This is a genomic window from Streptomyces sp. WP-1 (assembly GCF_030450125.1).
GTDB lineage: Bacteria > Actinomycetota > Actinomycetes > Streptomycetales > Streptomycetaceae > Streptomyces > Streptomyces incarnatus.
This window is the reverse complement of sequence record NZ_CP123923.1, coordinates 680,855-693,092: the sequence shown is the minus strand read 5'-3', so window position 1 is coordinate 693,092 and position 12,238 is coordinate 680,855. Positions and strand designations below refer to the sequence as shown.

Below are 12,238 nucleotides of genomic sequence, written 5' to 3'. Positions count from 1 at the left end.
TTGACCTCCCAACCGCTCGCCGCCGTCACCGGCGCGGAGGGCTTCATCGGCTCCCACCTCACCGAGGCCCTGGTCGCCTCCGGGCACCGGGTGCGCGCCATGGCCCAGTACAACTCCTTCTCCTCCTACGGCTGGCTGGAGACCCTCGCCCCGGACGTCCTGGACCAGGTGGAGATCGTCCTCGGCGACGTCCGCGACCCCGGCTCCGTGCGCGGCCTCGCCGAAGGGGCCGACGTGGTCTACCACTTGGCCGCCCTGATCGCCATCCCGTACTCCTACCAGGCGCCCCACAGCTATGTGGAGACCAACGTCACCGGCACCCTCAACGTGCTCGAAGCGGTCCGCGCCCTCGGCACCCCCCGACTGGTGCACACCTCCACCAGCGAGACCTACGGCACCGCGCGGACCGTGCCGATCACCGAGGACCACCCCATCAACACCCAGTCCCCGTACGCCGCTTCGAAGGCCGGCGGGGACCGGCTCGCCGACAGCTACCACGCCAGCTTCGGCACCCCGGTGGTCACCCTGCGGCCGTTCAACACCTTCGGACCGCGCCAGTCGATGCGCGCCGTCATCCCCACCGTCATCGGGCAGGTCGCGGCGGGGGAGCGGACCATCACCCTCGGCGATCTGCGGCCCACCCGCGACTTCCTGTTCGTCAAGGACACCGCGCAAGCCTTCCTCGCCGTGGGCGGCGCCCCCGCCGAGCAGGTCGTCGGGCGCACCTTCAACGCCGGTACCGGCGGCGAGATCTCGGTCGGCGACCTCGTCGCCCTGATCGGCAAGGTCATGGACACCGCCCTCGACATCCGGGCCGACCCCGCGCGCATCCGGCCCGCGAACTCCGAGGTGATGCGGCTGGTCGCCGACGCCGGCCGGCTCACCGCCGCCACCGGCTGGGGGCCCGCCCACACCCTGGAGCAAGGCCTCGCGCAGACCGTGGAGTTCTTCCGCGATGCGGCCAACCTGTCCCGCTACAAGACCGGCATCTACAACATCTGACCCGTCCGGCACGTCACGACGACTTCCAAGGAGGCATCCCATGCACGCAGTGATCCTGGCGGGAGGCAAGGGCGTCCGGCTGCGGCCCTACACCACCGCGCTGCCCAAACCGCTCGTGCCCATCGGCGACCAGCACGCCATCCTGGAGATCGTGCTGCGCCAGCTCTCCTCGGCCGGCTTCACCCGCTGCACCCTCGCCATCGGCCACCTCGGCGAGATCATCCGCGCCTATGTCGGCGACGGCTCCCAGTGGGGCATGAACGTCGACTACGCCACCGAGGAGAGCCCGCTCGGCACCATGGGCCCCCTGCTCAACCTGAAGGACCGGCTGCCCGAGGACTTCCTCGTGATGAACGGCGACATCCTCACCGACCTCGACTACGCGGACGTACTGCGCCACCACCGCGCGTCCGGCGCGCCGCTCACCATCGCCACCTACGCCCGCAAGGTGCACATCGACTTCGGCGTGCTCACCACCGACGCCAGCAAGGTCGTCGCGTTCACGGAGAAACCCAGCATGGACTACCGGGTCTCCATGGGCGTCTACGGCCTCTCCCGGGCCACCCTCGACGGCTACACCCCCGGCCTGCCGCTCGGCTTCGACGAACTCGTCCTCGACCTGCTCAGATCCCAGAACCCGCCGCACGCCTACGAGTTCGACGGATACTGGCTGGACATAGGGCGCCCCGACGACTACGACCGGGCCAACGCCGAGTTCACCAGCCGCAAGTCCCTGCTGCTCAAGGGAGCCTGAGTCCCGCATGCGCATTCTCGTCCTGGGCGGCACCGGATATCTGGGCCGCCGGGTGACCGAGCAGGTGCGCGCCCTCCCCGGCGCGCACCTGCTCGCCGGGGGCCGCACCGGCGCCGAGTACGCCGTCGACCTCGCCACCGACCCGCCCGAGCGGCTGGCCAAGACCCTGGCGGCGGCCGCGCCCGACGCCGTGGTCAACTGCGCGGGCGCCACCGGCGGCGACCCGGTGACCCTCGCGGAGGTCAACGCCCGGGGGCCCGCCGTGCTCTGCGCCGCGCTGCGCGAGGCGGCTCCCGCGGCCCGCCTGGTCCACCTCGGCTCCGCCGCCGAGTACGGCCCCGGCACCCCGTGCGCGGCGGTCACCGAGTCGGCGCCCGCCTGCCCCGTCACCCCGTACGGCGCCACCAAGCTGGCCGGCACCCTCGCGGTGACCTCGGCCGGGCTGGACGCGGTGGTGCTCCGGGTCGGCAACCCGGTCGGGCCCGGGGCGCCCGCGGCGAGCCTGCCCGGCCGGATGGCCGCGCTGCTGCGGGCGGCCGGCCCCGATCCCGGCGCCGTGCTGCGGCTCGGGGACCTGTCGGCCTACCGTGACTTCGTGGACGTCCGCGACGTGGCCCGGGCCGTCGCCCTCGCCGTCACCGCGCCCGGACCGCTGCCGCCCGTGCTCAACATCGGCGGCGGCGGGGCCGTACCGGTGCGCGACCTGGTGCACGGGCTGGCCCGACTCGCCGGATTCCGTGGGCGGTTGGCGGAGGACGGGGGCGGCTCGGCGCGCTCCGCCCAGGTGTCCTGGCAGTGCTCGGACATCGGCGCCGTCGAACGCGCCCTCGGCTGGCGCCCGGCCCACGGCCTGGACGAGGCCCTCGCCGCGCTGTGGGCGGCGACGCCATGAGCCTGCTGATACCGCTGTACGTGCATCCGGCTCAGGACCCCGGCGCCTGGCACCGGCTGATCACGGCGGCGGCCCGCACCTGGGCCGTCGTCCTCAACCCCGCGAGCGGGCCCGGCGCCGCGCCCGACCCCGCGTACACGGCGGCGGCACAGGCGCTGCGCACGGCGGGCGCCCGGCTGCTCGGCTACGTCGACACCGACTACGGGACGCGGGAGCGGGCCGCGATCACCGAGGACGTGCGCCGGCACCGGCTCTGGTACCGCACCGACGGCTGCTTCCTCGACCGGGTCACCGCGACCGCCGAGGGGCTGCCCGACTGCCGCCGGCTGGTCCGGGAGCTGCGGCGGCTCGGCACCGGCACCGTGGTGCTCAACCCCGGCGTCCACCCGGCGCCCGGGTACGCCCGGCTCGCCGATCTCACCGTCACGTTCGAGGGACACTGGTCGACGTACGTCTCCGCGTTCACCCGGCCGACCTGGGTCGCGCGTCAGCCACCCGACCGGATCTGCCATCTGGTGTACGGCGTCCCCGCCGCCCTGGTACCGCTCGCCGTGCGCACCGCGCGGGAGCGGGGGGCCGGGGTGTGCGGGCCGGTGACCGGTGAAGGACCCAACCCTTGGGCGGCGTTGAGTCCCGCGCTGGAGTTCGCGGACGGTGTGCGAGGCTGAGCGCGATCAGCACGCTCACACCGGGGAGACCACCACCTCATGGCCGTCATCCACCACACGACCCTCACCCCCTCCAAGGCCGAACTGCTCGCCGAGTGGCTGCCCACCCGCCCGTGGTACCGCGGCGGTTCCGGCACCCCCGTCCTGGAGAAGACCGGCGGCTTCCGGCTCGACGACCCCGAGGGCGAGGTCGGCATCGAGATCATGATCGCCACCGACACCACGAGCCCCGAGCGGACCGCGTACCTGGTGCCGCTGAGCTACCGGGGCACGCCGCTGGAGGGCGCCGAGCACGCGCTCGTCGGCACGATGGAGCACGGCGTCCTGGGCAGGCGCTGGGCGTACGACGGCATGCGCGACCCGGTGCTGGTCACCGAGCTGCTGCGGCTCCTCGCGGGTGAGACGCAGGCGATGGCGCAGAGCATCACCGACTTCCCGGACCACGAGGTGACGCACGCCTACACCGGCGCCCCGTTCACCCCGGTGGCCTTCACCCCGACCCCGGTCGACGACGCGGACGGCACCCATCTGCCCACCCCGCACGGCACCGCCCTGCGCCTGCACCGCGTCCTCGCCCCGGCGGACCAGAACCCCCCGGTCCCGGCGACGCCCTGCCTCGGCCATGTCGCCACGGGCTGGCCCGCGCCGTCGGGCGACCGCCTGCGCGCGGTGCTGCTGACCGTGCAGCGGCACTGACCCGACCGGGCCGCCCGGCCGCCGGCCGTCCTTTGGCGGGCGGTGGCCGGGCGGCTCAACCGCGCCCGCCCGGCCCCGGGGTCACGTCCGCCGGCCCCTCCTCTCCCACCCTTCCCAGGCCGAACCGACGGAACCGTCTGGCATGGACGGGTCAAATCTGGCACTCTTTCGGCAGTCGTCGCCCCGACCCCAGCGGGGGAGGCGACCGGTTCCTCAGCACAGCGCTCGCGCAAGCCCCGTACGCGGCCGCCCCGGCGCATCCCAGCCGGCCGGGCGGCCGTCGAGCAGGCCGGGACCCCGGCCGCCCCGAAGGAGTAGCGTGTGAGAACGCCCCCCCACAAGGCCGCAGGTGTTGCCGCGCTCACCGCCGCCGCACTGGCCGCCTTCTTCCTCCCGGCCGTACCCGCCGCCGCGCACACCGCGTCCGCGCGTGCGGCCGCCGACTGCACGCCCGCCCAGGTGGTCACCGACGGCGGCTTCGAGAACGCGAGTCCGGCGTGGACCGCGTCCCCGTCGACCGTGATCACCAGCCGCACCGGGCAGAGCCCCCACGGCGGCAGCTCGTACGCCTGGCTGGACGGCACCGGGAAGAGCCGCACCGACAGCCTCACCCAGAGCGTCACCGTCCCGAGCGGGTGCGCCACGGCCACCCTCAGCTTCTACCTGCACATCGACACCGCCGAGACGACGTCGAGCACCGCCTACGACAAGCTGACCGCCAAGATCGGCAGCACCACGCTGGCCAGTTGGTCCAACCTCGACAAGAACACCGGCTTCGTGCAGAAGTCGTTCGACGTGTCCTCCTTCGCCGGGCAGACGGTGAACCTGTCCTTCACCGGCACCGAGGACTCCAGTCTCCAGACCAGCTTCGTCCTGGACGACATCGCCCTCGACACCTCCGGCGGCACCGCGCCCCCGGCCACCGACACCACCCGCACCCCCGCCGCGCCCGGCTACACCGTGAACCTCAGCAGCGACACGAGCGGCACCGCCTGGACCGGGCACGAGAGCGCGACCTTCACCAACGCCTCCGCCACCGCGCTGAACGAGGTCTACCTGCGGCTGTGGGACAACTACCACGGCACCTGCTCCGCGATGCCCATCAAGGTCACCAACGTCACCGGCGGCACCGCGGGCGACCTCTCCGTGGCCTGCACCGCGCTGAAGATCACCCTGCCCGCCCCGCTCGCCCAGGGACAGAGCGCCACCATCGGCTTCGACCTCGGCATCACCGTGCCCAGCGGCGCCGACCGCTTCGGCCACGACGGCGCGTACAGCTTCATCGGCAACGCCCTGCCCGTCCTCGCGATCCGCGACGGCGCGGGCTGGCACCTCGACCCGTACACCAACAACGGCGAGGCGTTCTACTCGCTGGCCGCCGACTTCAAGGTCACCCTCGACCATCCGACCAGCCTGCTGGTCCCGGCCACCGGCACCTCCACCGACACGCCCGGCACGAGCGGCCGTACGATCACCACCGCCACCGCCTCCAAGGTCCGCGACTTCGCCTGGGCCGCCGGGCCCTTCAGCAAGATATCCGGCACCTCACCGGCCGGTGTCGCGGTCAACGTCTACTCGGTGTCCGGCATCAGCTCCTCCAGCGCCCAGTCGATGCTCAGCACCGCCAAGTCCGCCGTCGACACCCACGCCGGCCGCTTCGGGGCCTACCCCTACGGGGAACTCGACGCGGTCCTCGACAACAACTACTGGTTCGGCGGAATGGAGTACCCCGGCTTCGTCCTCGACCTGGTCAGCAGCACCGCGCTCACCCATGAGATCGCCCACCAGTGGTGGTACGGCATCGTCGGCGACGACGAGTACAACAACCCCTGGCTGGACGAGTCGTTCGCGGACTACTCGACCGACCTCGCCCAGGGCATCACCGGCGCCAACTGCTGGAACAGCGTCTCCTGGGCCTCCAGCACGGAGAAGATCACCAACTCGATGGCGTACTGGGACGCGCACTCCTCCCGCTACTCCACCGTGGTCTACGGCTACGGCAAGTGCGCCCTGCACGACCTCCGGCGCGTCCTCGGCGACACCGCCATGGCCAAGCTGCTGAAGGACTACGCGACCGCGCACTGGTACGGCGTCTCCACCACGGCCGAGTTCAAGGCCGCGGCCCAGGCCGCCACCAGCACGGACCTGACCTCCTTCTGGACCCAGCACCGCATCGACGGCTGACGGACCACCGGCCGGTCGCGGACCCCCGTAAGGGGTGCCCGCGACCGGCCGGCGGGCCACCCGGATGGACCAAACCGGCCGGTGGCCGCCATCGTTGGGCGCAACCCGGCGTGCGGTACGGCCCGATGCCGGGTCAGATGGAAGCCGTGCGAAGCTCGAGAGCTCTTTCCCGCGGCCGCTCACGCCTGACCGTCACCGGCGTGCTGACCGGCATCCTCCTCACCCTGTCCGTCCCGGCGGCCGTGCCAGAGAACGGCGCCGTGACCCCCGAGCGGGGCAGCGCCTACATGGGCATGGGCGTGCTCGCCCACGACGGTGTCGCCCCCGCCCCCACCGCCGACTCGCTCTCCGACTCCCGCACCGGCCAGACCGAGGGCGTGGACGTCTCCAGCTACCAGCGCAATGTCGCCTGGTCGACCCTGTACGGCAGTGGGGTGCGCTGGGCGTACACCAAGGCCACGGAAGGAACCTCGTACAAGAACGCCTACTTCAACCAGCAGTACACCGGCTCCTACGACGTCGGCATCGTGCGCGGCGCCTACCACTTCGCGACCCCGGACAGCACCGGCGGCGCCGCCCAGGCGGACTACTTCGTGAACCACGGCGGCGGCTGGTCGGCGGACGGCAAGACGCTCCCCGGGGTGCTCGACATCGAGTGGAACCCGTACGGCGGCGACTGCTACGGCAAGACCAAGAGCCAGATGGTCACCTGGATCCGTGACTTCCTCAACCGCTACAAGGCCCGTACCGGCCGCGCCGCGGTGATCTACACCGCCACCAACTGGTGGACCGCGTGCACCGGGAACTACAGCGGCTTCGGCGCGACCAACCCGCTGTGGATCGCCCGCTACGCCTCGACGGCGGGCACGCTGCCGGCCGGCTGGGCGTACTACACGATGTGGCAGTACACCTCCACCGGCAAGACCGTGGGCGACCACGACCGCTTCAACGGCAGTACGGCGCAACTGAAGACGTTCGCCTCCCGCTGACCCGCTGACCCGCTGTCGGCGGCCGCCGTCACCCCGCGCCCGACGTTCCGCGCCAGGGGCGGCCGTCGACCAGGGGAGGAACGGTGACAGGCTCCATGTCACCGACCACCGGCTCGTCTTCGACGCTCACCGGGTCAATCGCCCGCACGGCCGGTTCACCTTCGTCGTCCGGGGCATCCCCAGGCTGATCGCCACCCTCGACCGGCTCCGCGCCGCGCTCACCCCGGAGCGGACCCGGTGGCCGGCCGGCGCCGCGCTCGCGGACCACGCCCGGGCGGGCGGGGGCCTGCGGATCGCGCCGGGCATCGAGGCCGCCGACATCGCCGTGCGCGAGACGCTGTCGGCCGCCCACGCCTTCCGCTCCGCGATCACCCCCGCCCTGAACCCGATCGAACCGGCGGGCGCCCTCGGCCTGCTGGTGCTCCTCGATCGCCGGGAGCGGGACGGCGAGCAGGCTCGAAGCGTGGCACGCGTCGAGATCCTCCAGCTGCTGGTCTCCCCGGTCCACCGGCTCGCCGGCCGCCCGGGCGCGGCGTGCCCGAGCTGCCGTCCGGGGAACTGGTGGAGAGCGTGCGGGTGCGCGCGGGCCTCGGCATCGTCGGCGACCGGCACTTCAACCACCCCGCCCACCGCAACGCCTCCCTCACCCTCATGGCCGCCGAACGGCTCCCGCACCGGGGCCCGCCGGAACCGGGCCTGCTGCTCACCCGGCGCAACGTCCTGCTGCGGGGCGTCGACATCGACGGCCACATCGGCGCGACCGTCTTCCTCGACCGCGGCACCGGCCGGGTGGAGCTGGAGGTGCGCGGTGCGGCGCGGCCCTGCGCCTGGATGGACGTCACCCTCGGACCCGGCGCCCAGCGGGCGCTGCGCGGCGGCGGGGGAGTGCGGTGCCGCCCGGTGAGCGACGGGGTGCTCGCGGTGGGGACCGCCGAGTTCGGGGTGCTGCGGGCCGCGGGCATCTGACGGCCCTCACGCGGTGGAGGCCAGGAGCTGGTCGGCCAGACGGTTGGCCTGGGCGAGGAGCGTGCCGTAGGTGGCGATGTCGTCGGGGTGGTCCGTCGTGGAGCGGGCCAGCTCCTGGCGCAGGGTGTCGAGATTGTCGCGCAGCCCGGTCACCTCGGCGCGCAGCTCGTCCTCGTGGGCGGCGTCGAAGCGGCTGTGGCTGTACAGGCGCAGGGCGCGGGCGGTACGGCACAGGAACCGGGCGTAGCTGAGGGCGAGTTCGGGGTGCGGGCGGGGTACCGCGCGGTCCTCGGCGGTGACCTCCAGGACCGTGCGGGTCACCCCGGCCGTGTGTACGGCCGCGTAGTCCAGCACCGCGAGGGCGTCGTCGTACCCCTTGCCGGGCGCCGGCACGGCACCGCGGCGGCGCATGTTGCCGCGCAGGCTCTCGCGGCTCCACTCGACCGACGCGCGGGCCTCGTCCACGCGCCGGTGCAGCCGCAGCGCCCGTTCGTGCCAGGTGCCCGCCTCCTCGGCGTCCCAGCGTCCCGAGGCCAGCCCGTCGGCCACCGCGTGCAGGATGTCGTGGGTCTCCTCGGTCGCGTCCCGCAGCACGGCCCGGGTGTCGCGCAGATACAGCGGCGGGCGGACCAGCGCGTTCACGGCGATGCCGACCCCCGCGCCGAAGAGCGCGGCCGCGATCCGGAAGGCGGAGGTGGTGACGGTGACCGCGCCGTCGGTGAGGACGAACAGGGCACCCGTGGCCGCGTAGATGCCCTGGTTGCCCAGGCGCCGCCAGTGCCCGAGCAGCAGCCCGAGCGGCAGTACCACGGCCATCGCCACGGCCGTGCTGTGCAGCACCAGGCCGACCGCGGTGGCGGTGACCGTGCCCGCGGTGAGCGCCCCGAGCTGCTGGAGGCCGTGCGCGAGGGACCGGTAGACCGTGGACTCCACCAGGACCACCGCGACCCAGGGCGCGACGAACGCCACCGGCGTGTGCAGCCACCAGCCCGCGATCATCCAGGTCAGCCACGCGGCCAGCGCCGCCTTCAGCGCCTGCGCGGTCAGATCCCGCTCCCGTCCGGGCCCGGCACAGGCCCGGCGCAGACTCCCCGCCGCGGCTGACAGATCGAGCCGGGCGGCGCGGATCGCCCGTCGTACGGCGTGTTCCGAACGGCCATTTCGCATGGGGCACGGGTGACCAGAGGGCCGCGGGTTACGCACAGTCGTTCGAGTCCTCGGGCCGTACGACGGCGGCGCCGCCTCCTTGGGACGAGGAGGCGGCGCCGCTCTTCTTCACACGCCCCGCGGCGTCAGACCAGCCACCCGACGAGGTGGACGAGACCGGCGAGGACGTTCGTGAGGATGTTCATGGTCGTGTCGCTCCTTGCGATGTTTCTCGTGGGACCTGTGCTCGAACACGGTCTGCAGCCCGTCACTCGCACACCGTAAGTATCACCCGGTCGGAGTAGCCAAGGCGCTCTGATGAACGACGTCCACCTGTTCGAGGGAACAGGTGATCCCGTGTTCGGGTCAGGCGGGTGCCACTCAGGGCGGTACGGCCCGCAGCGCCCGCAGCACCGCCCACACCACCGAGATCAGCGGAACCGCGACGATCGCGCCGATCACCCCCGCCACGATGCTGCCCGCGATCACCGACACGGCGACGACCAGTGGATGCAGCCGGACCGCCCAGCTCATCACCACGGGATGCAGCACATGCCCCTCCAGCTGGCCGATCACCACGATCAGCGCCAGCACGGCCAGGGCGGTGAGCGGCCCGCGCCCGGCCAGCGCCACCACCGTGGCGACCGCGAGCGCCACCGGCGAGCCCACCAGCGGGACGAACGCGGCGAAGAACTCCAGCAGGGTCAGCGGCAGCGCCAGCGGCACCCGCAGCAACAGCAGCGCGATGCCCACCAGGACGGCGTTGGTGGCGGCCACGATGATGATGCCGCGCGTGTACCCGGCGAAGCTCCGCCAGGCCGCCCGCCCCGCCCGGTCCCAAGCCGTACGCGCCCCGGCCGGCAGCAGTTCCTCGCGGGCCCAGGCCCACAGCCGTTCCCCGGAGTGGATGAAGAACACCGAGGCGAACAGCGCCAGGGCCCCGCCCGCCGCCAGCTCCACCACCCGGCCGAGGCCGCTGACGGCACTGCTGAGCAGGTTCGAGCGGTGCGCGGCGAGATAGTGGGTGAATTGGCGTTCGAGGGCGGTGAGCCGACCGGGGCTCAGCCGCAACGGCGGCCGCTGGAGCCACTCCTCGATCCGGTGCACACCGCCGCGGAACTCGCCCGCGAGCTTCGGCGACTCGCCCGCGACCGCGTTGCCCACCAGCGCGAGCAGCGTGAACAGCACCAGCAGGCTGCCGACCAGCGCGGCGGCGACGGCCGGCGGCCTCGGCAGGAACCGGTTCAGCAGATCGGCGAGCGGGCGCAGCACCGAGGTGACGACCAGTGCCAGGAACAGGGCGACGGCGATCAGCTGGAAGCTGCCGAGGACGACGAACACACCGTAGACGACGATGCCGACGAGGATGAGCCGCCAGGCGTAGGCCGCGGCGACGCGCAGCCAGGGCACGGTGCGTTCGGTCACCGGCTCCGACGGCTCGGGACGCGGGGAGGCCGCGAGCCGTACGGAGTACGCGGGCCTGCTGCCGAGCCCCGCCCGCCGCCCGCCGCCCCGCGGTCCGGCCGTCCGCCGCCGCGCATCGCCCACCGTCGCTCCCGTCCCACGCTCCTGGAAGCACCGTAGGCACACCCCCGCCCACCCGGCCCCTCCAGCGCCCGCGCCCGGGTCACACCGCGCCCGTGAACGTCACCGTCCGCCGGTTTTGGACCGCGCTCCCGCACCGTCAGGAGATGTGGCGGGGGCCGAGTGATGTGACAGTGGACGTGGGCCACGCGGCCCTGGTGCGGGTGTGGGTGCTCACGGGACCTTCACAGCTCTCCCTGGTGGGCGGGTGCGCGCCGGGGCACTCGCGGGGTGTCGTCGGCCAGGAGGTGCACCTCCAGTGATCACCGTCGCGGTTCTGCTGCTCCCCGTTCTCAGCCTTCTGCTCTTCGGACTCGATCAGGTCGAGGACCGATGGGTGACCCGCCCCTCGAAGCCCCGTGCCGACCGTGTGCGCAGGCACCGCCGGGTCAGGTCCGGGCGTCGCTGACCGCTCCGGTCCCGGCGGCCCCCTTCGCTCGCCCACGCAACCGGCCGTAGCTCCCGGATGCCCGGGGACAGGGCGGCCGGTAGCGTCAGGAGACCACCTCCGGGGTAGGCGCCAGCGGCAGGACGAATCGGCACGAGGACATGCGAGGTGTGCATGGCGGGAGTGTGGCTGGCGGCACCGTTGTGGGACATACACAACGGCCAGGGACCCAGGCAACTGGCCGAGCTGGGGCTCGCGCTGCTGCTGTCGACCCTGATCGGCTGGGAGCGCGCGACCCAGCAGAAGAGCGCGGGTCTGCGCACCCACACGCTGGTCGGCATCGCCAGCGCGCTGATGATGGAGGTGTCCCAGCACGGGTTCACCGCGGTGCTCGGCCTGGAGCACGTCTCCTTCGACCCCTCCCGCGTCGCCGCCCAGATCGTCTCCGGTATCGGCTTCATCGGCGGCGGTCTGATCTTCGTACGACGGGACGCGGTACGGGGCCTGACGACCGCCGCCACCGTCTGGCTGACCTGCGCCGTCGGCATGGCCTGCGGCGGCGGGCTGCCCGTGCTCGCGATCGCGGTGACGGCGCTGCACTTCCTGGTGGTGCGCGGCTACTCCTACTTCTCCGGCCGGCTGGTCCCCGGCACCACCGCCGCCGCCTTCGAGGCCCGGCTGACCTATCGCACCGGCACCGCGCTGCTGCCCCGCCTGATGGAGATCTGCACCCGGCTCGGCTTCCGCATCGTGCAGGTCAAGCTGGAACGGCTGCCCGGCCGCACGGACGACGCGGCCCGCGTCCTGCTCGAACTGGAGGGCACCGAGGACCCGGCCCGGCTGACCTCGGAACTGTTCCAGGACGAGGGCGTGCTCGACATAGAGCTGATCCCGGCGTCCGACGAGGAGTGACGCCCGGCCCCGAAGGGCGGGACGGGTCCCGTCGCGCGGTCCGGATGGCGCAAGGGC

13 protein-coding genes are annotated in these 12,238 nt (G+C 73.1%); 10 read left to right on the top strand and 3 right to left on the bottom strand.

Annotation, left to right across the window (positions count from 1 at the left end):
* From QHG49_RS02715 to QHG49_RS02685, 7 genes are all read left to right on the top strand, one after another.
* Positions 1-1,002: a GDP-mannose 4,6-dehydratase gene (locus QHG49_RS02715; protein WP_301487112.1), complete on the top strand. Its 1,002-nt coding sequence runs from the start codon at positions 1-3 to the stop codon at positions 1,000-1,002.
* A 40-nt stretch (positions 1,003-1,042) separates the two neighbouring features.
* Entirely contained in the window at positions 1,043-1,756 is a 714-nt protein-coding gene (locus QHG49_RS02710; RefSeq protein WP_145489662.1) for a nucleotidyltransferase family protein, read from the top strand.
* A gap of 7 nt (positions 1,757-1,763) precedes the next feature.
* Entirely contained in the window at positions 1,764-2,648 is an 885-nt protein-coding gene (locus tag QHG49_RS02705; RefSeq protein WP_159698358.1) for an NAD(P)-dependent oxidoreductase, read from the top strand.
* Positions 2,645-3,316, top strand: a complete 672-nt coding sequence (locus tag QHG49_RS02700) for a spherulation-specific family 4 protein (protein ID WP_159698355.1) — start codon at positions 2,645-2,647, stop codon at positions 3,314-3,316. The genes QHG49_RS02705 and QHG49_RS02700 overlap by 4 nt, the downstream gene beginning before the upstream one ends.
* A 39-nt stretch (positions 3,317-3,355) precedes the next feature.
* Positions 3,356-4,012, top strand: coding sequence for a 1,4-alpha-glucan branching protein (locus tag QHG49_RS02695; protein ID WP_145489656.1), 657 nt, complete (start codon positions 3,356-3,358; stop codon positions 4,010-4,012).
* A 321-nt stretch (positions 4,013-4,333) separates the two neighbouring features.
* The gene (locus tag QHG49_RS02690) at positions 4,334-6,196 is read left to right on the top strand and encodes a M1 family aminopeptidase (RefSeq protein WP_301487111.1); all 1,863 of its coding nucleotides are present in this window, start codon (positions 4,334-4,336) and stop codon (positions 6,194-6,196) included.
* 137 nt (positions 6,197-6,333) lie between these two features.
* Positions 6,334-7,185 (top strand): lysozyme, encoded by an 852-nt coding sequence (locus QHG49_RS02685; RefSeq protein WP_301487110.1) that lies wholly within the window; start codon positions 6,334-6,336, stop codon positions 7,183-7,185.
* Positions 7,186-7,213: 28 nt separating this feature from the next.
* Here the strand turns inward: QHG49_RS02685 and QHG49_RS02680 are convergent, their stop codons facing one another.
* Complete coding sequence (locus tag QHG49_RS02680) at positions 7,214-7,693, bottom strand: hypothetical protein (RefSeq protein WP_301487109.1); 480 nt, start codon at positions 7,691-7,693, stop codon at positions 7,214-7,216.
* A 26-nt stretch (positions 7,694-7,719) separates the two neighbouring features.
* Here QHG49_RS02680 and QHG49_RS02675 point away from each other — a divergent pair, with 26 nt between their 5' ends.
* Positions 7,720-8,151, top strand: coding sequence for a molybdenum cofactor biosysynthesis protein (locus tag QHG49_RS02675; RefSeq protein WP_301487108.1), 432 nt, complete (start codon positions 7,720-7,722; stop codon positions 8,149-8,151).
* Positions 8,152-8,157: 6 nt separating this feature from the next.
* Here the strand turns inward: QHG49_RS02675 and QHG49_RS02670 are convergent, their stop codons facing one another.
* Positions 8,158-9,318: an aromatic acid exporter family protein gene (locus tag QHG49_RS02670; RefSeq protein ID WP_301487107.1), complete on the bottom strand. Its 1,161-nt coding sequence runs from the start codon at positions 9,316-9,318 to the stop codon at positions 8,158-8,160.
* A gap of 360 nt (positions 9,319-9,678) precedes the next feature.
* Positions 9,679-10,845 carry an AI-2E family transporter gene (locus QHG49_RS02665; protein ID WP_301487106.1) on the bottom strand — a complete coding sequence of 389 codons (1,167 nt, stop codon included), beginning with the start codon at positions 10,843-10,845 and terminating at the stop codon, positions 9,679-9,681.
* A gap of 164 nt (positions 10,846-11,009) precedes the next feature.
* Here QHG49_RS02665 and QHG49_RS02660 point away from each other — a divergent pair, with 164 nt between their 5' ends.
* Both QHG49_RS02660 and QHG49_RS02655 read left to right on the top strand, forming a co-directional pair.
* On the top strand, positions 11,010-11,144 hold the full coding sequence (locus QHG49_RS02660; RefSeq protein ID WP_268982581.1) for a hypothetical protein: 135 nt from the start codon (positions 11,010-11,012) through the stop codon (positions 11,142-11,144).
* Positions 11,145-11,443: 299 nt separating this feature from the next.
* Complete coding sequence (locus QHG49_RS02655) at positions 11,444-12,181, top strand: MgtC/SapB family protein (RefSeq protein WP_145489648.1); 738 nt, start codon at positions 11,444-11,446, stop codon at positions 12,179-12,181.
* The last annotated feature ends 57 nt before the right edge of the window (positions 12,182-12,238 follow it).